The 21,826-nt window shown below is 59.6% G+C and carries 20 protein-coding genes and 1 other annotated feature; of the genes, 14 read left to right on the top strand and 6 right to left on the bottom strand.

All coding sequences use genetic code 11. The features are described 5' to 3' along the window. Nucleotide 1 precedes the first annotated feature (1 nt). Nucleotides 2–898: an ATP phosphoribosyltransferase gene (gene hisG, locus AB5Y95_RS03240; protein WP_005301071.1), complete on the bottom strand. Its 897-nt coding sequence runs from the start codon at nucleotides 896–898 to the stop codon at nucleotides 2–4. A gap of 28 nt (nucleotides 899–926) precedes the next feature. Then, nucleotides 927–1,051 (bottom strand) — a sequence feature (His leader region). A 186-nt stretch (nucleotides 1,052–1,237) separates the two neighbouring features. Between hisG and AB5Y95_RS03235 the strand changes: the two genes are divergently transcribed. The 7 genes from AB5Y95_RS03235 to rnd all read left to right on the top strand — a co-directional run bounded on the left by AB5Y95_RS03235 (nucleotide 1,238) and on the right by rnd (nucleotide 8,892). After that, complete coding sequence (locus AB5Y95_RS03235; protein WP_005301068.1) at nucleotides 1,238–1,480, top strand: hypothetical protein; 243 nt, start codon at nucleotides 1,238–1,240, stop codon at nucleotides 1,478–1,480. Nucleotides 1,481–1,551: 71 nt separating this feature from the next. Beyond that, complete coding sequence (locus tag AB5Y95_RS03230; protein ID WP_226008463.1) at nucleotides 1,552–3,462, top strand: ATP-dependent DNA helicase; 1,911 nt, start codon at nucleotides 1,552–1,554, stop codon at nucleotides 3,460–3,462. A 157-nt stretch (nucleotides 3,463–3,619) separates the two neighbouring features. Then, nucleotides 3,620–4,321, top strand: coding sequence for a tRNA (adenosine(37)-N6)-threonylcarbamoyltransferase complex dimerization subunit type 1 TsaB (tsaB, locus tag AB5Y95_RS03225; RefSeq protein ID WP_368159492.1), 702 nt, complete (start codon nucleotides 3,620–3,622; stop codon nucleotides 4,319–4,321). 95 nt (nucleotides 4,322–4,416) lie between these two features. Next, nucleotides 4,417–4,932, top strand: coding sequence for a Slp family lipoprotein (locus AB5Y95_RS03220; protein ID WP_010633940.1), 516 nt, complete (start codon nucleotides 4,417–4,419; stop codon nucleotides 4,930–4,932). Nucleotides 4,933–4,941: 9 nt separating this feature from the next. After that, nucleotides 4,942–5,808 (top strand): alpha/beta fold hydrolase, encoded by an 867-nt coding sequence (locus AB5Y95_RS03215; protein WP_368159491.1) that lies wholly within the window; start codon nucleotides 4,942–4,944, stop codon nucleotides 5,806–5,808. Between the two features lie 198 nt (nucleotides 5,809–6,006). Continuing rightward, a complete protein-coding gene (gene fadD / locus AB5Y95_RS03210; protein ID WP_274182736.1) occupies nucleotides 6,007–7,683 on the top strand; it encodes a long-chain-fatty-acid--CoA ligase FadD in 1,677 nt (558 codons plus the stop codon). Between the two features lie 96 nt (nucleotides 7,684–7,779). Beyond that, nucleotides 7,780–8,892, top strand: a complete 1,113-nt coding sequence (gene rnd / locus AB5Y95_RS03205; RefSeq protein ID WP_226008459.1) for a ribonuclease D — start codon at nucleotides 7,780–7,782, stop codon at nucleotides 8,890–8,892. Between the two features lie 40 nt (nucleotides 8,893–8,932). Here rnd and AB5Y95_RS03200 read toward each other — a convergent pair whose 3' ends face one another. From AB5Y95_RS03200 to dusC, 3 genes are all read right to left on the bottom strand, one after another. Next, the gene (locus tag AB5Y95_RS03200; protein WP_017778993.1) at nucleotides 8,933–9,700 is read right to left on the bottom strand and encodes an ABC transporter substrate-binding protein; all 768 of its coding nucleotides are present in this window, start codon (nucleotides 9,698–9,700) and stop codon (nucleotides 8,933–8,935) included. Between the two features lie 94 nt (nucleotides 9,701–9,794). Next, complete coding sequence (locus tag AB5Y95_RS03195) at nucleotides 9,795–10,163, bottom strand: RNA polymerase-binding protein DksA (protein ID WP_017782825.1); 369 nt, start codon at nucleotides 10,161–10,163, stop codon at nucleotides 9,795–9,797. A 97-nt stretch (nucleotides 10,164–10,260) separates the two neighbouring features. Further along, nucleotides 10,261–11,205 carry a tRNA dihydrouridine(16) synthase DusC gene (gene dusC, locus AB5Y95_RS03190; RefSeq protein WP_368159490.1) on the bottom strand — a complete coding sequence of 315 codons (945 nt, stop codon included), beginning with the start codon at nucleotides 11,203–11,205 and terminating at the stop codon, nucleotides 10,261–10,263. A gap of 178 nt (nucleotides 11,206–11,383) precedes the next feature. Here dusC and AB5Y95_RS03185 point away from each other — a divergent pair, with 178 nt between their 5' ends. The 4 genes from AB5Y95_RS03185 to AB5Y95_RS03170 all read left to right on the top strand — a co-directional run bounded on the left by AB5Y95_RS03185 (nucleotide 11,384) and on the right by AB5Y95_RS03170 (nucleotide 15,612). Further along, complete coding sequence (locus tag AB5Y95_RS03185) at nucleotides 11,384–11,761, top strand: YbaN family protein (RefSeq protein ID WP_010633947.1); 378 nt, start codon at nucleotides 11,384–11,386, stop codon at nucleotides 11,759–11,761. A 131-nt stretch (nucleotides 11,762–11,892) separates the two neighbouring features. Continuing rightward, a complete protein-coding gene (gene apt / locus AB5Y95_RS03180) occupies nucleotides 11,893–12,438 on the top strand; it encodes an adenine phosphoribosyltransferase (RefSeq protein ID WP_005301034.1) in 546 nt (181 codons plus the stop codon). A 184-nt stretch (nucleotides 12,439–12,622) separates the two neighbouring features. Next, complete coding sequence (dnaX, locus tag AB5Y95_RS03175; RefSeq protein WP_279972851.1) at nucleotides 12,623–15,169, top strand: DNA polymerase III subunit gamma/tau; 2,547 nt, start codon at nucleotides 12,623–12,625, stop codon at nucleotides 15,167–15,169. A gap of 113 nt (nucleotides 15,170–15,282) precedes the next feature. After that, nucleotides 15,283–15,612, top strand: coding sequence for a YbaB/EbfC family nucleoid-associated protein (locus tag AB5Y95_RS03170; protein ID WP_005301028.1), 330 nt, complete (start codon nucleotides 15,283–15,285; stop codon nucleotides 15,610–15,612). A gap of 27 nt (nucleotides 15,613–15,639) precedes the next feature. Here AB5Y95_RS03170 and AB5Y95_RS03165 read toward each other — a convergent pair whose 3' ends face one another. Continuing rightward, nucleotides 15,640–15,942 carry a tyrosine-type recombinase/integrase gene (locus AB5Y95_RS03165; RefSeq protein WP_164091226.1) on the bottom strand — a complete coding sequence of 101 codons (303 nt, stop codon included), beginning with the start codon at nucleotides 15,940–15,942 and terminating at the stop codon, nucleotides 15,640–15,642. Between the two features lie 515 nt (nucleotides 15,943–16,457). On the opposite strand from AB5Y95_RS03165, the gene AB5Y95_RS03160 reads away from it, so the two are divergent. The 3 genes from AB5Y95_RS03160 to AB5Y95_RS03150 all read left to right on the top strand — a co-directional run bounded on the left by AB5Y95_RS03160 (nucleotide 16,458) and on the right by AB5Y95_RS03150 (nucleotide 18,464). Further along, nucleotides 16,458–16,967 (top strand): type VI secretion system PAAR protein, encoded by a 510-nt coding sequence (locus AB5Y95_RS03160; RefSeq protein ID WP_017788095.1) that lies wholly within the window; start codon nucleotides 16,458–16,460, stop codon nucleotides 16,965–16,967. Between the two features lies 1 nt (nucleotide 16,968). Next, the gene (locus AB5Y95_RS03155; RefSeq protein ID WP_139752385.1) at nucleotides 16,969–17,907 is read left to right on the top strand and encodes a hypothetical protein; all 939 of its coding nucleotides are present in this window, start codon (nucleotides 16,969–16,971) and stop codon (nucleotides 17,905–17,907) included. A gap of 74 nt (nucleotides 17,908–17,981) precedes the next feature. Further along, on the top strand, nucleotides 17,982–18,464 hold the full coding sequence (locus AB5Y95_RS03150) for a hypothetical protein (protein ID WP_139752384.1): 483 nt from the start codon (nucleotides 17,982–17,984) through the stop codon (nucleotides 18,462–18,464). A gap of 481 nt (nucleotides 18,465–18,945) precedes the next feature. On the opposite strand, the gene katG is transcribed toward AB5Y95_RS03150, so the two are convergent. Next, nucleotides 18,946–21,132 carry a catalase/peroxidase HPI gene (gene katG / locus AB5Y95_RS03145; RefSeq protein ID WP_368159489.1) on the bottom strand — a complete coding sequence of 729 codons (2,187 nt, stop codon included), beginning with the start codon at nucleotides 21,130–21,132 and terminating at the stop codon, nucleotides 18,946–18,948. Between the last annotated feature and the right edge of the window lie 694 nt (nucleotides 21,133–21,826).

Here is a 21,826-nt window from a genome sequence, read left to right as displayed (position 1 = left end):
CTTATTCCATCATCTTCTCGATGGGCAGCACCAGAATGGAGCTGGCACCCAGGGCCTTGAGCTGTTCCATGGTTTCCCAGAACAGGGTCTCGCTGGAGACGACGTGCAGCGCCACCTGATTGGTCTCGCCCGCCAGCTGCATGATGGTGGGACGTTCGGCGCCCGGCAGCAGATCGGTGATGGCATCGAGCTTGTCCTTGGGGGCGTGCAGCATGATGTACTTGCTCTCGCGCGCCTGCTGCATCCCCTGAATGCGGGGCAGCAGGGTATCGATGATCTTCTGCTTGGCATCGGACAAGGGGTTGGGCGCCTGCACCAGTACCGCCTTGGAGCGGTAGATCACTTCTACCTCTTTGAGGCCGTTGGCCTCCAGGGTTGCGCCGGTGGAGACCAGATCGCAGATGGCATCGGCCAAGCCCGCGCGCGGCGCCACTTCCACCGAGCCGCCCAGCATCACGCTCTTGAAGCCGAGCCCCTTCTCGTCGAAGAAGCGCTTGAGCAGCCCAGGGTAGGAGGTGGCGATGCGCTTGCCGGCGAGGCTCTCTGGCCCGGTGTAGTTGACGTCGTCCGGCACCGCCAGGGAGAGGCGGCAGCCGCCGAAGTCGAGCTGTTTGAGGGTCTTTACCGCAAAGGGCTGGCCCTGGGAGGCGCGGATGAGCTGCACCTCTTCCAGCACGTTTTCACCGATGATGCCAAGGTCGACCACCCCTTCCATCACCAGCCCCGGGATGTCGTCATCGCGTACCCGCAGGATGTCGATGGGCATGTTCTCGACATGGGCGATGAGGCGCTGCTCGCGCAGGTTGATCTTGAGGCCGCAGCTCTTGAACAGGGCCTGGGAGTCCTGGCTCAGACGACCGGATTTTTGCATGGCGATGCGCAGACGTTGTGTTTCCATTGCTCGATTTCCTTCTAGTCAAAAACGAAAAAACCCTCGGAAGTGGGTGCTTCCGAGGGTTTATGAATCTTGCGGTCCTTTTGGAAGTCACCAGTTAAGTGTCTTCCAGCAGTCAACCTCCTGAAAGACTATTCGGGATGATGATGGTGGTGATGAGTCTTCAGGCTGGTGAACTGCATGTAATCAATCCTTTACAAATAAGATGTCGTAGTTGACGCCCGATTTAAACTACCTGCCTTGACGGAAAAAGCAACCGGAAAATGTGATTTGGTCGATTAAAGTTGAGAAAACGGTTTTATGGTCGATAACTAGACAAGGTGAGCCAGAGGAGGCGACATCATGCCCAGCCAGGACCTGTTATTCCCCATTCTGCCCAGGGCGCCGGCCGCGCCGAGCAGTGACGACATCAAGCGGGAAGTAACCCAGATCAGCCAGAAGCATCAGCTGCGCAAGACCAGCACCGACAACGGTGACTCCCAGCAGCGCCAGCAGCCTTACCCCTCGGCCAAGCGTGATCAGGAAAAGCCTGAAGAGGACGATCACAAGCCGGACCCCGATCACCAGATCGATCTCTTCGTCTAGGGGCAGAAGTCAGTCCCGCTTTTGCCACCTTTTTGGCATAATGTCCCCTTTTGTTGCAGCGGGACGCCCCTTTGACCATCCAGACCCTCTTCAAGCCAGACGGCCCTCTGGCCAGCCATATCGACGGTTTTGTCGCCCGCGCCCCGCAACTGGAGATGGCCGAAGCGGTGGCCAACGCCATCAAGTCACACGGTCGCTTGCTGGTGGAGGCGGGCACAGGTACCGGCAAAACCTACGCCTATCTGGTGCCGGCGCTGGAATCCGGCAAGCGGGTGGTGATCAGCACCGGCTCCAAGAACCTGCAGGAGCAGCTCTTCTATCGAGACCTGCCGACCATCACCGGCGCACTCTCCTATACCCCGCCGGTGGCCCTGCTCAAGGGGCGCAGCAACTATCTGTGCATCGAGCGGATGAACCGGCTGCTCAGCGAATCCCACCTGCAAAAGCCCGAAGTGCTCAACGACCTGGTCAAGGTGAAGTCCTGGTCCACCGCCACCGACAACGGCGACGTGGGGGATATTCCGGGGCTGCAGGAGAATGCCGAGATCCTCGCCCACGTCACCAGCACCAATGAAAACTGCCTCGGCCGTGACTGCCCCTATTACGACGACTGCCATCTGGTGGTGGCGCGCCGCCGTGCCATGGATGCCCAGGTGGTGGTGATCAACCATCACCTCTTCTTCGCCGACATGGCGGTGAAAGACACAGGTTTCGGCGAGCTGGTGCCCGAAGCACAGCTCTACGTGTTTGACGAAGCGCACCAGCTGCCCGAGATCGCCACCAACTACTTTGGCAAGTCGGTGGGCAGCCGCACCATCCAGGATCTGGCGCAGGATATCCAGCTTGCCTATCGGGCCGAGGCCCACGACATGGGCCAGCTTGGCAAGGCGGCGGACCGGCTCGCCATCGCGAGCCAGGACTTGCGGCTCGCCTTCGGGGTGGACGGCGGTCGTGGCAACACCCGTGACATGTTGCGCCAACCGCTCTGGGGCCAGGCGCTGGCCCGCCTCAACGATGCCCTCGGCCTGTGTTACGAGGTGCTGAAGCTGGCGCTGGGGCGAGGGGAGCAGCTTGACCACTGTTTCGAGCGCATCAGCGAGCTACGTACTCGCCTTGGCGAGGTGCTGGCGGTCAACCAGACCGGTTTCTCCTACTGGTATGACTGCTCGCGGCTCCATTTCACCCTCAATCTGACCCCGCTGTCGGTGGCCGAGCGCTTCGGCGCCGAGGTACTGCGCCCCGAGGTGGCCTGGGTGTTTACCTCGGCGACCCTGACGGTGGACATGCGCTTTGATCACTTCAAGGCGGAGTTGGGGCTGGCCGGCAGCGCCGAGCTTATTCTCGACAGCCCGTTCGACTATGGCGAGCAGGCGCGCCTGTGTGTGCCGCGCTTCCTGCCCGAGCCCAATGCCTTTGGTCGGGGCGAGCAGCTGGCCAACCTGATGATCCCGCTCATCAACAAGACGCCGGGGGGCTGTTTCTTCCTCTGTACCAGTCATCAGGTGATGCGCCAGGTGGCCGAGGTGCTGCGCCGGGAGATCGGTCGCACCGTGTTGCTGCAGGGGGAAGACAACAAGCAGCGGCTGCTCAAGGAGTTCGTCGAGAATGGCCGCGCCGTGCTGGTGGCGACCAGCAGCTTCTGGGAGGGGATCGACGTGCGTGGCGCTGCGCTCTCCTGTGTTATCATCGACAAGCTGCCGTTTGCCAGCCCCGACGATCCGCTGCTGAAGGCGCGGGTGGATGATTGCAAGCTCAGGGGCGGCGATCCCTTCGCCGATATCCAGCTGCCCAAGGCGGTGATTGCCCTGAAGCAGGGGGTGGGGCGGCTCATCCGTGATCGCAGTGATCACGGTGTACTGGTCATCTGTGATCCCCGCATGGTCAACAAACCCTACGGCGCGACATTCATCAAGAGCCTGCCTGCCATTCCTAGGACTCGGGAGCTGGCCACCCTGGGCGGTTTTTTCGATCGCAAGGGCTGAGCTTGCCGAAGATGCTGCGCACCCGTGCGATGGCGTGACGACCACGCTGCCGATAGGGGCCGAGGCGGCCCGCAATGCGCGCACCAGAATATGAAAACTGCTGGCAGAGCCTGCTTGCAGATTATGTAATTGACTGATTTTATAGAGATTGGAAAGCATGAACGAGTTGAAGATCCTGGCCGTAGATACCGCCACCGAAGCCTGCTCCGCCGCCTTGCTGGTGGGGGAGAAGGTATTCTCCCGTTGGGAAGAGGCGCCACGGGATCACACCCGTAAAATCCTGCCCATGGTTCAGGCTGTGTTGGACGAGGCCGGGGTAACCTTGGACGAGCTCGATGCCATCGCCTTTGGCCGCGGTCCCGGCTCCTTTACCGGGGTGCGGATCGGCATCGGCGTGGCGCAGGGGCTGGCGCTGGGCGCAGGTGTACCGCTGATCGGTATCTCCACCCTGGCCGCCATGGCGCAGGGGGCTCATCGGCTGGACGGCGCCGAGCGGGTGTTGACCGCCATCGATGCGCGCATGGACGAGGTCTACTTCGGCCATTATGAGCTCATCGATGGCCGCATCCAGCTGGTGGGCGAAGAGGTGGTGAGCGGCCCCGCCGCACTGGTGGCGTCCGGCGGCATGCTGCCGGGCAGCTTTACCCGCGTCGGTACCGGATTTGAGACCTATGGCGAGACCCTCGCTGCGCTGGCCGACGAGCTGGTGACCAGCCAGGTACGCTTCCCGGCGGCAGAGGACATGCTGCCGCTTGCCCGTAGCGCCTGGCTGGCCGGCGAGGCGGTGGCGGTCGAGCAGGCGACCCCGGTATATTTGCGTGACAAGGTGACCTGGAAGAAGCTGCCGGGTCGCGAATAAGGGCAGGAGTGGCAGACTTGTCGCTCATGCCGGTCGACACAGGCCCCATGCGGGCGGTTGAGAGGTCGGGCCCAGCCCGACCCAAGGAGAGTGACATGTTGAAGCGTGCAATGGTGATGGGGGCCGCCGGCCTTCTGCTCGGTGCCTGCAGCTCGGTCCCGCAAGAGCTGGCCTATGAGCCCGCCAACCAGCTGGTGGCCTACCAGCCGGCGCTTGCCGGTCTGGAAGGCAAGCCGGCCCGCTGGAGCGGCGTCATCTCGTCGGTACACAACAAGGCGGATCAGAGCGTCATCGAGGTGGTCTATCTGCCGCTCAAGTCCAACGGGGTGCCGGAGCAGACCGAACAGAGCCCGGGCCGTTTTCTGGCCATCATGCAGGGTTTTGTCGACCCGACCCTCTATGCCAAGGGGCGCAGCCTGACGGTGCTCGGCACCATAGCCCAGCCGGTGGACAGCCAGATTGGCGAGCACAAATATCGCTTCTCGGTGCTCAAGGTGACGGGCAGCAAGCTGTGGCCGCCGGTCAAGGAGGTGGAGGTTCGCTACATGGATCCCTACTTCTACGACCCCTTCTATGACCCCTACTGGCCGAGACGGCCGCTGCGCCGCTAGGAGCTGGGCATGAACACCTTGCTGCAAGAGCGCTTCCTGACCCTGGCCGACGGCCGCCGGGTTGCCTTGCTCGAGAGCCCGCCGGCGCAGGGAGAGCAGGGGGACAAACCGCTGCTGCTTGCCCTGCATGGCTGGCTCGACAACAGCGCAAGCTTTGTGCCCCTGGCCCCCTTTCTGACTCACTTTCACCTCGTCTGTGTCGATCTGCCGGGGCACGGTCACTCGGATCACAAGAACACACCCTATGTCTTTGTCGACTGGCTGGACGATCTCTATCAGATCACCCAGGCCGCCGGCTGGTCGCGCTTTGCGCTGCTGGGTCACTCCCTCGGGGCGCTGATTGCCTCCGCCTATGCCGGGGTCTTCCCCGAGCAGGTGGAGCGGCTCATTCTGCTGGAGGGGCTCGGACCCCTCAGTCAGCCGGACGACGCCGTGCCGGAGCAGCTGCGCCGGGCCATCCTCAACCGCAGCAGAACCCGCGAGCGAGCCTCCCAGGGCTTTGCCTCCATCGACGAAGCGGTGGCGGCGCGCTGCAAGGTGGCGGACATCACCCCGAGTGCGGCACGCCTTATCTGCGAGCGGCAGCTGGAAGCGCGGGCAGGGCGCTGGCACTGGCGCAGCGATCCCCGTTTGCGGGATCTCTCCCCCATGCGTATGAGCGAGGGGCAGGCCCAGGCGCTGATCCGGGCCATCCGTTGCCCGGTGCTGTTTATCGCCGGCGCAGAGGGATTTGCCAGCCTGCAGGTACAGTGGGGAGAGCGTCATGCCGCCTTTACACGCATTGAGCGGGTCGTTTTGGCGGGAAACCACCATTTTCATATGGAAAATTCGGCAGAGACCGCGGTTTGTATCGAAAAATTTTGTCAAATTCGGTAGAATCGGCGGCTTTCAATAATTCCAGGTTTGTCTTCCCCCTCACATTTTTCTGTTGTTAATTCGCTGTTAATTGATGTTGCCCTATGTAAATATGGGCGGCATTAGAGTATGAGCTTAAAACAACTGCTTGAAATGGATGTGAACAGGGACGGAGGCAACACAGTGAGCGCACAGGTGCTAGTTATGCAGGAGAAGTTCGTGGAAAAAGTCTGGCTGAAGCGTTATCCAGAAGGGGTGCCCGCCGAGATCAATCCAGACCAATACAGCTCCCTGGTCGAGATGTTTGAAGAGTCGGTGACCGAATTCGCCGACCAGCCTGCCTTCGTCAATATGGGGCAGACCATTACCTATCGTCGTCTCGAGGAGCAGTCCCGCGCCTTTGCCGCCTACCTGCAAAACGAGCTCAAGCTGAGTCAGGGCGACCGGGTCGCCGTGATGATGCCCAACCTGCTGCAGTACCCCATCGCCGTGTTCGGCATCCTGCGTGCCGGCATGATAGTGGTCAACGTCAACCCGCTCTACACCCCGCGCGAGCTGGAGCACCAGCTCAAGGACTCCGGCGCCAAGGCCATCGTCATCGTCTCCAACTTTGCCCACACCCTGGAAAAAGTGGTCTACGACACTCCGGTCAAGCACGTGATCTTGACCAGGATGGGGGACAACCTGGGGCTGGCCAAGGGAACCCTGGTCAACTTCGTGGTGAAATACGTCAAGAAGCTGGTGCCCAAGTACAATCTGCCCCACGCCAGCACCATGCGTCAGGCGCTGGCCAAGGGTCGCTATCTGCAGTACATCAAGCCCGAGATCAACAACGACGATCTCGCCTTCCTGCAGTACACCGGCGGCACCACCGGCCTCTCCAAGGGGGCCATGCTGACCCACCGCAACATGATCGCCAACGTGGAGCAGTGCCTCGGCGTCTATGGCCCTGTGCTGGAGCGGGGCAAGGAGTTCGTGGTCACCGCGCTGCCGCTCTACCACGTCTTCGCGCTGACCGTGAACTGCCTGCTGTTCATGCGTCTGGGTGGCTACAACCTGCTGATCAGCAACCCGCGTGACATCCCGGGCTTTGTCAAAGAGATCAAGAAGTACCCCTTCACCTGCATCACCGGGGTCAACACCCTGTTCAACGCGCTGGTCAACAATGGCGAGTTCCAGAGCATGCCCTTTGACAAGCTCAAGCTCACCATCGGCGGCGGCATGGCGGTGCAGCGGGCGGTGGCCGAGCAGTGGAAGGCGTTGACCGACACCCCGCTGCTGGAAGGTTACGGCCTGACCGAGTGTTCACCCCTGGTGAGCGTCTGCCCCTATGATCTGGTGGACTACAACGGTTCCATCGGCCTGCCGGTCTGCTCCACCGACATCCGGCTGGTGGATGACAACGGCCAGGTGATCCACGAACTCGGCAAGCCGGGGGAGATGCAGGTACGCGGCCCGCAGGTGATGAGCGGTTACTGGCAGCGGCCGGAAGCCACCGCCGAGGTGATGCAGGATGGCTGGCTCTGTACCGGCGATATCGCGGTGTGCGACGAGCAGGGCTTCTTCAAGATCGTCGATCGCAAGAAAGACATGATCCTGGTCTCCGGCTTCAACGTCTATCCGAACGAGATCGAGGACGTGGTGGCGCTCCACCCGAAAGTGCTGGAAGTGGCCGCCGTCGGCGTGCCGCACAAGGTCTCCGGCGAGCTGGTGAAGATCTTCGTGGTCAAGAAAGATCCAAAGCTGCTGGAAGACGAGATTATTGCGCACTGCCGCAAACATCTGACTGCCTATAAGGTCCCGAAACTGGTAGAATTTCGTGACGAACTTCCCAAGACCAATGTGGGCAAGATCCTGCGCCGCGTGCTGCGCGACGAGGAGATTGCCAAGCAGTAACCGGCGTGGCGCTGCCAAGCAGCATGCCGTCGTTATGCAAAACCGTGGGTCAGCCCACGGTTTTTTCTTTTGGCCCTGATCAACGCGCAGGCACAGATGCATTATCAACTCATTTCACAGCAAGCCGAACTGGATCAGTATCTCGCCTCCCTGGCCGACGTTCCCCTGGCCATCGATACTGAATTCGTCCGCACCCGTACCTATTACCCCCAGCTGGGCCTGTTCCAGATCTACGACGGCCACCAGCTGGCGCTGCTGGATCCCTTGACGCTGGATCTCTCCTCCCTCTGGCAGCGACTCGGTCGGGCAGGGCAGATCGCCATTTTGCACGCCTCCGGCGAAGATCTGGAGCTCATCCAGCATCAGGCGGGTCATCTGCCCAACCAGATGCACGACACCCAGCTGGCGGCAGCCTTTCTGGGCCACGGGGTCTCGGTGGGCTTCGGCGCCCTGGTCAACGAGTTTCTCGGCGTGACCCTGGAAAAGGATCAGGCCCGCACCGACTGGCTGGCGCGTCCGCTCACCCCCCGTCAGCTCGAATATGCGGCGGCCGACGTCTTCTATCTGCTGCCCCTCTACGACAAGGTGATGGCGGCGCTGCGTGACAGCGGCAAGTTCGCCTGGTTCGAGCAGGAGTGCCAGAACCACTCCGCCCGCAAGACCCAGAGCAGCGATCCCCGTCAGGCCTATCTCGACATCGTCAACGCCTGGCAGCTGGGTCGCCGTGAGCTGGCGATCCTGCGCGAGCTGGCCGCCTGGCGTCAGCAGGAGGCGGTGCGCCGGGATCTGGCCCTCAACTTCGTGGTCAAGGAGCTGCACCTGTTCAAGGTGGCGGAGCGCAAGCCCACCTCCCTGCGGGATCTGAACGAGCTGGGGCTGGCCCCCATCGAGATCAAGATCCACGGCAAGCGGATGCTGGATATCGTGGCCGCCGCCCAGCAGAGCGATCCCGCCGGCTGGCCCGAGCCCATTCGCCGGCTGGTGGATTACCCCCAATACAAGGCCGAGCTCAAGCGCATCAAGGGGATGGTGGAAGAGAAGGCCAAGGCCAGCAATATTCCGCCCGAACTGGTGGCGAGCAAGAAGATCATTCACCAGTACTTCACCTGGAGCTGGCGCATGAGCGACGAAGAGCGGGCCCGGGCCGACAAGCCCATGCTGCTGCAGGGCTGGCGCTTTGAGCTGGTTGGCCATCTGTTGGCCCAATGAGATAGCGCACAAGAGAACGGGCCCACTTGGCCCGTTTTTTTCATCTGATGGGCGGCAACTGATAACGATAGCGGGCCAGGATCTGGGTGTATTCCGGGCTGGTGAGCAGCGCCTGGATGGCCTCGTCCAGCCGGTGCAGCTGGGCTGGCGTGGTGGTGCGCCGGCTCAGCATCAGATGCACCGGTGTGCGCTGGATATTGAGCAGGGGGGTGAGGTCATCGAGCGGGATACCGGCCAGGTTCATCTCCTGTAGCCCCATGGGGTCGATGACCACCCCCTGAATGCGACCGGCCAGCAGCAGCTTGAGCAAGGGCTCCATCCGCAGACGGGCCAGCAGCCGATCCTGCATCTGTGGCGACTGCATGAAGGTGCGAAAATCGGTGCCGTAATCAAAATCACGCATCATCCCTATGGTGAAATCCTGCCGTGGCAGCAGGTCCGAGAGCTGGGTGATCCCTTGCCAGCGCGCCCTGTCCTGACGGCGCACCAGCAGCACTGTCTCTTCGTTGCGATAGGGCAGGCTGAAGCGGGCGTAGCGCTCGCGCTCGGCGGTCTGGTTGGCGGACATGGTGAGCTGGATGGTGCCGAACTCCAGCTCGCGCAGTACGCGGGCCCAGGGCATCTCGCTGTAGCTGGCGCTAAAGCCGGCCCGGCTGAAGATGGCTTGCAGCAGGTCGATGTCCAGCCCCTGCAGCTGCTGCTGTTCGTCACGAAAGCTGAACGGGTGCCAGCTGGCCCAGCCCACCTGCAGTGACTCCTGCGCCCAGGCGGCGGTGCACAAACACCATAACAACAAGACTCTGTACACGGAGCTATCCCTGTTCAGCGTGGTTGTTGTTGATTATTGAATAGAAATGTCGGGCTGACCAGCCCGGGGGAAAGGATGCACGAAGGTGCATCCCTCAGAGCTCGTGGGCGTGAAATCCCTTGCGATAGCGGGCTTCGCAGCGCGGGCAGCGTTGCAGGGTCGGGTCCTGCTCCAGCGATTCGATGGCCAGCGGCTCCTCGCAGTCGGAGCAGAGGCCATAGAGGCCCAGATCCATCTGGCAAAGCGCCGCATCGATCCGCTTGAGCCTGGCCACGCTCTGTTCCACCTTGGGCAAGTCGAGGCGGCTGGTGAGATCGACCAGCTGATCCCGCTCGCAGTGATCCACCTGCTCCGCCCACTCGTCACGCCGACAGGCTTTGAGCTGACCGATCAGCTCTTCTCTTACTTGCGCCCAGTCAGTCAGCAGGCGATCACGCCACACGGCCAACTGAGCTTGCGTCATTTCACACACACTAGCCCCCAACGGACGAATAACAAATTGTGGGCAGTATAGGGAAGCGACAGGATTATCAAGATGATATGCGTCAAGTAAAGAACGGTTAGATCACAGTTTTCGCGGCCTGCAGCAGGGCGTCCCGAATGGGATGGGTCTCCTTGAGTACCCGGATCTCCTGAAACAGCAGGTCTGCCTCGGGATACTCCCGCTTGAGGTAGCTGAACCACTGCTTGATGCGACTCGGGTAGTAGTCGGCCTTCTCGCTGGCCAAATCCTGCTCGGTGTAGCTCACCATCAACTGCAGCACTTCGGCCCAGCTCATGTGGGCACAGCCGGTCTTCATCACGTTGGCCAGGTTGGGCAACGAGATGGCGCCGCGGCCCACCATCAGGGCATCGCAGCCGGACACCCGGGCACAGGTGAGGGCATCGGCATGGTTCCAGATCTCGCCGTTGGCGGTGACCGGGATGGGCAGGGCACGGCGAATGGCGTCCACATACTCCCAGTGAGCCGGCGCCTTGTAGCCTTCGCGCTTGGTGCGGGCGTGCACGGCCAGCTCGTTGGCCCCGGCCTGATGAACCGCCAGGGCGTTCTCCAGATAGAGATCCTTGTCATCGTAGCCGAGGCGGATCTTGGCGCTCACCGGCAGATGGGCCGGCACCGCTTCGCGCACCGCCTTGACGATGCGATAGATGGTCTCGGGCTCCTTGAGCAGCACGGCGCCTCCCTTGCTCTTGTTGACCGTGGGGGCGGGGCAGCCAAAGTTGAGATCGACGCCGGGGGAGCCAAGCTCGATGGCGCGCAGTGCGTTCTCGGCCAGCCATTCGGGGTGTTGGCCCAGCAGCTGTACCCGCACTGGTGTGCCGGCCCGGGTCTTGCCGTCCTGCTTGAGCTCGGGGCAGAGGCGATGGAACACCTTGGCTGGCAGCAGCTGATCGACCACCCGGATGAATTCGCTGACGCAGAGGTCGTAGTCGTTGACGGAGGTGAGCACCTCCCGCATCAAGTGATCCAGCACCCCCTGCATGGGGGCCAAAATAACGCGCATAACCGGTTCCGCAGGGCAAACAGAGAAAAAAGAGCGCAGATTGTAGTGGCAATGGCCGGGATTGTCAGCCGTTTGCCCACTCGATGAACCCAATCGACGGCCGTTGCCTGGGCCAGGCTGTCAGCTTCCAGGCCAACTCTGGTAGGCTAAAGGCAGAGATACATTCAGAGGAGTACCCATGAAACGCTGGTGTCTGATGGCCCTGGGCTGGCTTGCCTTCGCCACCGGGATAGTCGGGATAGTCCTGCCCCTGCTGCCGACCACCCCCTTCATGCTGCTTGCGGCGGCGCTGTTTGCCCGCTCGTCCCCTCGTTTTCACCGCTGGCTGCTAAGCCATCCCTGGTTCGGGCCTCCCATTGCTGACTGGCAGCAGTATCGCGGCATTCGCCGCCATGCCAGGCGGCGCGCTATTTTCTTTATTCTGCTCTCCTTCTCGGTGTCGCTGGCGGTGGTGCCCCTGCTCTGGGTCAGGCTGTTGCTCATTGCCATAATGGTGATCCTGCTCACCTGGTTAATGCGGCTGCCGGTGCTGGAGCCAGTTGCAATGGAGAAGTGAAGTCCCTAAGCTATTGCGGCAATAATGCTATGGAGTCGGCCCGTCATTTTTGCGTGACGGGCCTTTTTATTTCCCGCTGGCGGGAAGCTGAGAGAAACGACCATCTGCGTCGAAAAACAAACGGTCAAACCATGAATCCGGAAACCCTGAAATTTATCGAAGCGAGCATCAAGACCATTCCCGACTATCCGAAGCCGGGCATCCTGTTTCGCGACATCACCAGCCTGATCGAGAATGCCGAGGCCTTCAAGGCCACCATCGATCTGCTGGCCAATCACTATCGTGATCAAGGGATCACCAAGATTGTCGGTACCGAAGCGCGCGGCTTCATCTTCGGCGCGCCGGTAGCCTTCGCCATGGGTCTGGGCTTCGTGCCGGTTCGCAAGCCGGGCAAGCTGCCCCGCGCCGTCATCGAGGAGTCCTACGCCCTCGAATATGGCACCGACACCCTGCAACTGCACACCGACGCCATCGTGCCCGGTGACAAGGTACTGGTGGTGGACGATCTGCTGGCTACCGGCGGCACCGTCGATGCCACCGTCAAGCTGATCCGCCGTGCCGGCGGCGAAGTGGCCGATGCCGCCTTCATCATCTCCCTGCCGTCGCTGGGTGGTGATGCCCGCCTGACCGCCGCCGGCGTCAAGGTGGTCTCCCTGGTCGAACTGCCGGGCGAATAAGCCGCCAGTCCGATCACGCAGACGGGCCTCGTCAGCCCGTTGCCTGCGTCCAAACCGGTGCCCGAGCGGGCATCGGTTTGAAATTCAAGCGATCCCTCCCTCCTCGGCCGATAGCCGATACAGCCCGCCCCGCATTTGTGTTAGCATCCAGCCTCAATGCCTTGTCATCCCTGCATCGAGATCTATGAGCTATCAGGTTCTGGCGCGTAAATGGCGCCCCCATACGTTTGAACAAGTGGTAGGCCAGCATCATGTGCTGACCGCCTTGACCAACGCCCTGGATCAGGGACGGCTGCATCACGCCTATCTGCTGAGCGGTACTCGCGGGGTCGGCAAGACCACCATCGCGCGCATCCTGGCCAAGAGCCTCAACTGCGAGCAGGGGATCAGCAGCCATCCGTGCGGTGTGTGCGACACCTGCCGCGAGATCGATCAGGGCAACTTCGTCGATCTGCTGGAGATAGACGCGGCGTCGCGCACCAAGGTGGAAGATACCCGCGAGCTGCTCGACAACGTGCAGTACCGACCGGCCCGTGGCCGCTTCAAGGTCTATCTCATCGACGAAGTGCACATGTTGTCGCGCCACAGCTTCAACGCGCTGCTGAAAACCCTGGAAGAGCCTCCCCCCTATGTGAAGTTCCTGCTGGCCACCACGGATCCGCAGAAGCTGCCCATCACCATTTTGTCGCGCTGCCTGCAGTTTCATCTGAAGAGTCTGGATCAGACCCAGATCGCCAAGCAGCTCGAGTGGGTGCTGGATCAGGAGGGACAACCCTTCGAGCCGCGCGCCCTGCTGGCCCTGGCCAAGGCGGCGGACGGCAGCATGCGCGATGCCCTGAGCCTGACCGATCAGGCGCTGGCCCACGGCAATGGCAGCGTGCGCACCGACAGCGTGCTGGCTATGCTGGGGACCCTGGATCACCGCCATCTGCACCAGCTGCTGGAAGCTGTGCTGCGTCAGGATGCACCCGCCACCATGGCCAAGATCACCGAGATAGCGACCCTGGGCCCCGACTTTGATCAGCTCCATGCCGAGTTGGAAGGGCTGCTCCATCGCATCGCCATGGCGCAGCTGTTGCCCGCCACCGTGCAGGAGCAGGGGGCGGATGCCGATGCCCTGCTGCAGCTGGCCCAGGCCATGAGCCCGGAAGAGGTGCAGCTCTGCTATCAGATTGTGCTGGGTGGCCGCAAGGATCTGCCCTGGGCCCCCGATGGCCGCACCGCACTGGAGATGACCTGCCTGCGGATGCTGGCCTTCTCGCCCCGGCGCGAGGTGCTGCACCCCGCCAGCTTGACTGCGCTGCCTCCGGCACTCGGCGGCCTGCCCGCCGCCGGCGCGAGGAGCCCGGCCCCCGCCTTGGGAAAGCCCGAGGGGGTTGAGCCACCCCCGGCCACCGGCATGATGCCGCAGGCTCCGTCAGCCGACGCCGCGAACTCGCCTGCGCCGGTTACTTCTTCTGCACCAGCCGAACACCAAGGGACGCAGGAGGCCGGACAGGCCGCCCAGCCTCACCCACAGGTGGCTGACATGGCGGAGCCGGAAGGCGGCGCCGAGCTGGATCCGCTCTTTGCCGAGCAGGCGGAGCTGCTGCGTGAGGCCGAGCAGATGGGTTATGAAGCCGCGCCCGAACCTATTGCGCCCACGGCTCAGCCTGCCGCTGCCCAGCCCGCGTCCTCCGTACAAGGCGCCGTACCAACGAATGTGGCTGACGAAGTGGCTGACAGCGGGGAGGGGAGTGTCTCTTCAACGGTGGCCAGCATGCAAAGTCTGCTGGGCAAGCGCAATCTGCTGCGAAGCCGCCTGCGCGGCGAGCCGAGCGGCAATGCGGCGCCAGCCCGGGCGACGCCGGTCAAGCCGATGGCGGCCGCCAAACCGGCACCGATGGCACCGGCTGCGGCCATGCCGCCCTCGACGCCCCACTCCCCGAGTGCCCCCCGGGTGCAGGCAGCTGCCCAGGCGGCCCAGTCAGGTTACGATGAATTGCCGCCGCTCGATGCCTATGAAGAGAGCGGCAGCGACTACGAAGAGTATTTGAGTCAGGGTTTCAACGATGCGTTCGCCAGCGCCCCCTTGCCGGAGCGAACCACCCAGGTGATGCAGCCAGCGCCCGCCGCTCGTCCCCAGGCGGATGATCTGCCGCCCTGGGATCTGGATGGCAGTGCCGGCCGGCAGACGGTCGCTGCGCCGAGTGCGCCGGTCGCCGTTGCAACGCCCCCTGAGGCGACCATCAGCGAGCCTGCCGCCTCGGTCATGGAAACCATCGACTGGAACGAGCTGGAGAGCGACAACCAGCCGCAGGGAAGCGAGGAGGCAGCCAGATTGATCCCCTCTTCACTGCTGGCCAATTGCGGCGACCATTGGGCCGAACTGATTGCCCGCACCGGTGTGGGTGGCCGCCTGCGCCAGCTGGCCATCAATTCAGTGATGGAACAGCAGGGTGACAAGGTGCTGTTGACCCTCAAACCCGAGCAGCGCCATCTGGTGAGCGACAGGGCGCGCGCCGATCTGGCCGAGATCATCGGTCCCGAGCTGGGGCTGGCGGTACAGGTGGACGTCACCCTGGGGGTGGTGCCCGAGCGGGAAACCCCGCTCGAGATTGAGCACCGCCTCTACCTCGGGGTGCGGGAACAGGTTACCCGGGATCTGGAGCAGGATCCCAACGTGCAATTCTTGCAACAGCGGTTTGGCGCCATGCTGCACCACGACAGCATAGAGCCGCTGAGCAACTGATCACACCATCCGGGCCTGGTGCCCGGTTGAAAAACGGTTTGGCCGTCCCCACTTAGGACGGGTAAACCCACGGCCCGGCGCTGGATGCCGGATTTCAAGACGAGAGACGACATATGTTTGGTAAAGGTGGAATGGGGAACCTGATGAAACAGGCCCAACAGATGCAAGAGCGCATGCAGAAGATGCAAGAGCAGCTTGCCCAGATGGAAGTAGTCGGTGAAGCCGGCGCTGGCATGGTCAAGGTCACCATGGCCGGCAGCCACAGCGTGCGTCGCATCGAAATCGACCCGAGCCTGATGGAAGATGACAAAGAGATGCTGGAAGATCTGGTGGCTGCGGCCGTCAACGATGCCGTGCGTCGCGTCGAAGAGCAGAACAAGGCCAAGATGGGCGAGCTGACCGGCGGCATGCAACTGCCTCCCGGTTTTAAGATGCCGTTCTAAGGGTTTTACCCATTTCAAATCAATTACTTATGCTTTATTGATTTGCCTGTGGGTCGTATATGGGTCATCTTGTCCCAGTTTTTCCGCCAACTCGTTCCGGTAATCCGGATTGTCGTTGCTGACCCATTGGGCATAGATGGTACGGATCATCCCCCAGTCTTTGTGTCCAAGTTGCTTGGCCAGATAGGCTGGGTGTGCTCCCGCTATCAAGAGTAATGAGGCATAGCTGTGGCGCAGCTGATACGGTTCTCGATGTGTCAGCTGCACTTTTCTGAGTAGAGGTGCCCAATAACCCGGAGCTGTAAACAGTTTGTGTCTGATGTACGACATATTCTCCCTCCCCAAAAATACCCTCCGCCTCATCTCCTCTCGTTATAACGCCGATGCACTGTTTCCAAGCGCGGTGGGAGCATGAAGGTCAGTTCGCGCTGTTGTCTTAATACGTTCATGGCTGCCGGAAGTAACTAAATCGTCCTGTTACCAGCAATGGTTTTTGGTGGTTTGAGTTGACCACAATAGAACCATGGTTAATCAAAGATTTGTTGTATTTAGGCCAGCTAGTGATGGGGTGAAGCGATGTGACCATGATGCAGACTTGAAGAGAATGGTGGTGATCAGATCACCAGGTTCTCAATTGGTTCCATTCAAGACGCGTCGATTTGGGAAACAACGCAGCCAAGGAATGATCCTTGGCTGCGTTGTTTTGTGAGTGGTAGTTAGTGGACTGCCGAGATAGCTTCGAGTAACTGATATATCAGCTTATAGTGGATCCATATGGGGGTTACACTTCAAAAGCAAAGAATCATTCGATATGATGATTTCCATTTGAGGCAAAAGGATTTTACGTGTCTAAGAATGCAGCCAAGGTCGGTAATATTGGAACCGATCATGATGGTTTTCCGCCAACCAAAATTACAGCGGGCTCACCAGATGTTTTCATTGATGGGGTGCCTGCTGCGAGAGTTGGTGACCCACTAGAACCACATGACAAGCCAAATACCCCCCCACACCCGCGCAAGATTGCTTCAGGCTCATCAACAGTGCTTGTAAACGGTAAACCACTGGCAATAACAGGTGGAGCTGTTGACTGTGGTGGGGTGATCATTGGCTCAGGAACCGTCTTCGTTGGTGACATAGCGCCTTCAGCTAGCGTACCGTTAAAGCTTGCCAGCTTGTTTGATGAGGGGTTTGTCATAAGAAATGAAGTTACAGGCGAGTCGTTGTCAAACGTGGAATACCGTATTATCCGTGCCAATGGAAATATCGAGTACGGCAAAACGGATGAAACTGGCCACACCCATATAGTGTCCGCTTTTGAAGAGGAAACTGTCTCGATCGAAGTTAAGGAGTCGTGACGTGGCAGAAAGTGAGTGGAAAAAAGTAGGGGAGTCAAAGTTAAGCCCTACAGATAAAAAAGAACGTGCTGAAGTAAAAGTAAAAGCTGTTAAGAAAGAAAATATAGTCGTGATCGGGTCAGAGGAGCACTATAGCAGCTTTTTATTGAAGATGATGTTCATGGCAGGTGCAACACACAAGCTAAACTCAGGATTAAGAAAGGCAGATAACACAGTAATTGCTTATGTGAAGAGTGGTTATACTGACCTTGAGCTTGGGGTAATTGAATCATACAAAGCTAAGTATGGTTGTGAGATTAAGCGGATAAATTCGCTAGGAGACTTTGTCGCTTTACTAAATCGAGATAGAGAAAATGTGAAGATACAGGATCTCTATTTATACTGTCATGGTCTACCAAATAGAGTTTCAATCAACTATGGTGCAAAACCAGATATTGATGTATCTGTGGGGAACTTGAGTAGTATCAAGTCAGATATTTTTTCAAAAGATGGTATCCTTCATAGTTTCGCGTGCCGAATGGGGGTTGATGCCCATCCATACACGCAGATTAATTCATATAAAAATGACTCAGAGGTAAATCCTGAGAGCAGTTTAGCAATGAAAATGGCTAAGTATTTCAATGTGACAGTGAAAGCGTTTTTAACGAGGACTGATTATAGTAATGTAGTTAAGGATAATAGCGTGACAGGTCAGATAGAAGAGAACCTGGACTCTCTTCGAAAAGGCGAAGATAAGGAAGTTTACACGTTATTGAATGGCGAATATGAAGCTCTGCATCATGTTGGGTTATCAACAGGGTGGCGGGGGCGTTGGTCAGGTGTAAGCAACTATGCGTTATGGAGAAAGCAGGGAGGACGCCAACAGCCCGTTTCTGGTAAATCACCTAGTGGGCTTAGCCATGGTGCAAAGCAGTTTAAACCAGATGGGACGTGGTCATGAGGAAAAAGATATGGGGATCAATCCTATTCGTTGTATTGATCTTATGCTCCGTGTTTTTGTTCAGGGAAAATGGGATGAGCGTATTTAATAAACAAGTGTGGTCTGCAAGTGATTTTGCAAGTCTCATGAAAGATGAGACAATGATCGCGGTATATAAGCCATTATCCAAAGAGGTTGTTGGCAAGGTCGGAGTTGAGATCGTGCTGCCAGACCCTAGCCTAAGAATGGCTACTGTACAGCTATCATCCAATCGGCTATATGACAAAGCTCAAAGTAATATTTATGTGGGACCATATAAACCAGTCATAGTTTTGGATGCAGACCAGGCCCTTTTGGGGAATGGTAGTGATAAGTATGATGGATATGACTCACTAGGGATCACATTCATTGATGAGGCCAATCGAGTAACATATACCTGTACACAGGAGCGGCCATTCCACATGTGGCAGCTAAACAAAATTGTCACTATCAATTTTCTTTCTCAACGGAAGCCGGATAAAAATGGTGAGCCGTATTGCTATGATGCTTATATTCATAGGAGTCTTAGCTCAAGCTGATGGTTGAATACCATCTCCATACACCCTGTGCAGCAATAGGCTGCGCGTGATGGTCTGCCCATTGGTCGTGATGTGGCACTTGCCCCGACTTCCCGGTCAACTCGCTCCGGTAACGCCGGGCTGTCGTTGCCGACCCATGGGCCAGGATGGGGCAGGTGATTCCCTCCCGTTGTCAGCCAGTGGCGTGTGCAACGATTCAAGGCCTTCACCATCCGGATGCATAGCGAGTAGTCATGACGCAGCTGACACTTTCCCCGTGTCAGCTGCGTTTTTATGAGTAGGGGTCCACTCCTGTCACACCGCCCACCACATCGAACCGGTGCAAGGCCTGTACTCTCTGCTTGCATTCCTTCCGCCCCCTCTTGCTTCACTGCCTGTACCCCGTTCGTGAGGGGAGGCCGATGCACCGCCGCTGGCGGCGCGTGCCGACAAAAAAGAACGCCAGCCTCGCGGCTGGCGTTCTTTATACGGACCTGGTGAATTATTTCAGGTCGAAACGGTCGTTGTTCATCACCTTGACCCAGGCCTTGACGAAGTCGCGTACGAACTTCTCCTTGCCATCTTGCTGGGCATAGACCTCGGCGTAGGCACGCAGCACCGAGTTGGAGCCAAACACCAGGTCAACCCGGGTGGCGGTCCACTTCACTGCGCCGCTCTGACGATCCACGATCTGGTAGCTGTTGCGGCCAGTCGGCTGCCAGCTATAAGCCATGTCGGTCAGGTTGACGAAGAAGTCGTTGCTGAGCACTCCGACCCGGTCGGTAAAGACGCCGTGAGCCGAGCCGCCATGGTTGGTGCCAAGCACCCGCATACCACCGACCAGCACTGTCATCTCGCGGGCGGTCAGCCCCAGCAACTGGGCACGGTCGAGCAACATCTCTTCCGGCTGCACTTTGTAGTGCCCCTTCTGCCAGTTGCGAAAACCGTCGTGCACCGGCTCCAGGAAGGCAAACGACTCGGTATCGGTCTGATCGGCGCTGGCATCACCGCGGCCCGGCGCAAAGGGAACGACGATGTCAACGCCAGCCAGCTTGGCCGCCTGCTCTACCGCTGCGCTCCCCCCCAGCACAATCAGGTCGGCGATGCTGACCGGCTTGCTCAGGGTGGCCTGCAGGGCAGTCAGGGCGTTGAGCACCTTCTCGAGGCGAGCCGGTTCGTTGCCTTCCCACTCCTTCATCGGCGCAAGGCGGATACGGGCACCGTTGGCTCCGCCACGATAATCGGAGCCGCGGAAGGTGCGGGCACTGTCCCAGGCGGTGGCGATCAAATCGGCTGGCGCCACGCCGCAGGCCAGCAGCTTGGCCTTGAGCTCGCTCACCTCCTGCTCGGAGAGCTGGTAATTCACCGCCGGCACCGGATCCTGCCACACCATGACTTCGCTCGGTACTTCCGGCCCCAGGTAGCGGCTGCGCGGCCCCATGTCGCGGTGGGTCAGCTTGAACCAGGCGCGGGCAAAGGCGTCGGAGAAGAGGTCTTGATCCGCGGCGAAGCGCTCGGAGATCTCCCGGTAGACGGGGTCAAAGCGCAGTGCCATGTCCGCGTCCGTCATGATGGGGTTGCAGCGCAGGGAGGGGTCTTCCACGTCCACCGGGCGATCTTCCTCCTTGATGGCAACGGGCTCCCACTGCCAGGCACCGGCCGGACTCTTCTTGAGCCACCAGTCATGGCCCAGCAGCATCTTGAAGTAGCCGTTGTCCCAGCGAGTCGGATTGCTGGTCCAGGCGCCCTCGATCCCGCTGGTGACCGTATCGCGACCGATGCCGCGGCTCTCGTGGTTGATCCAGCCAAGCCCCTGTTCATGCACATCCGCCCCTTCTGGGGCGGGCCCCAATTTGGCTGCGCTGCCGTTACCGTGGGCCTTGCCGACAGTGTGGCCACCGGCGGTGAGGGCGACGGTCTCTTCGTCATTCATCCCCATGCGGGCAAAGGTAACGCGCATGTCCTGGGCCGTCTTCAGGGGATCGGGATTGCCGTCCACCCCTTCCGGATTGACGTAAATCAGCCCCATCATCACCGCGGCCAGCGGGTTCTCCAGATCCCGTTCACCACTGTAACGGCTCCCTTCACTGCCGCTCGGCGCCAGCCACTCCTTCTCGGAGCCCCAGTAGACATCTTTTTCCGGATGCCAGATATCCTCGCGGCCACCGGCAAAACCGAAGGTCTTGAGCCCCATGGATTCATAAGCGACGTTGCCCGCCAGGATCATCAGGTCAGCCCAGGAGATCTTGTTGCCGTATTTCTGTTTGATGGGCCACAGCAGGCGGCGCGCCTTGTCGAGGTTGCCGTTGTCTGGCCAGCTGTTGAGGGGGGCGAAGCGCTGGTTGCCGGTGTTGGCACCGCCACGGCCGTCGGTGGCACGATAGCTGCCTGCGGAGTGCCAGGCCATGCGGATCATCAGGCCGCCGTAGTGACCCCAGTCAGCCGGCCACCAGGGCTGGCTGTCGGTCATCAGGGCATGCAGATCGGCCTTGAGGGCGTCGTAATCGAGGCTGCTGAAGGCATCAGCATAATTGAAAGACTCATCCATCGGATTGGTCTTGCGGTCATGTTGGTGCAGGATGTCGAGGTTGAGGGCATTGGGCCACCAAACTTGAGGCTCCTGGCCGGCGGAAGTATTGGCTCCGTGTGCAAAAGGGCACTGACCGGCCCCATGAGTGTGTTTGTCCATTCACTATGTCCTCTTATTAACGTTATGACGGTGAAACAGTGCTCTTCGTTCCTAAGATCAATCTAACTCTGAAATAGCGTTACTGAACATAAGGTTAAAACTCTGGCATTCATCGGCAATGACGATTGAAGATCAGCTTTCATGCGACAATTTCTACTTGAGCCACCTGAGACACCCTTGCACACGAGAGCGCCGACATGCAGACATGCGCGTCATCGATGGCTGCCTGTCAGTATGATCAAATCGTGGAGACATAGATGATAGTTGAGCGTCGAACCGGCGCCTTGTCTCAGCCCGGTCATGGATGAGCGGGGGGGAAGAGTCTGCGCCTTATCGCAGGCCATCTGATCACGACTCTTTTGAATACTCAATGTCTATAGCGTGAACCGAGGGCACCTGGTTGAATCGAATTGATGGCGGTGGGAGCTCTTCATTAAAAAGCCGGTCATGTTGATAGCCCGGGCAAGCAATCATGGCCGGGTTTTCGGCTGTGACTCTTATCTGAAGGACATTGGCAAGGGAATAATGTGCAGGCGTGTCATGTTGACAGGTGTTGAGCACGGGTAAGCGCGTAAAAAGCAAAGAAGCCAGGAGTGGGACAGTCCTGGCTTCTTTACTTTATGCGGCCTGATCTGGTGATGCAGGAGCAGGCTGTTCAACCGGCGTTGGCAAATTGACTGGCCACCTTGAGCCA

The sequence above is a fragment of the Aeromonas sp. R5-3 genome (assembly GCF_040908225.1).
Lineage (GTDB): Bacteria > Pseudomonadota > Gammaproteobacteria > Enterobacterales > Aeromonadaceae > Aeromonas > Aeromonas dhakensis.
Note: the sequence above shows the minus strand (reverse complement) of the source record. Positions and strands in the feature narration are given on the sequence as shown.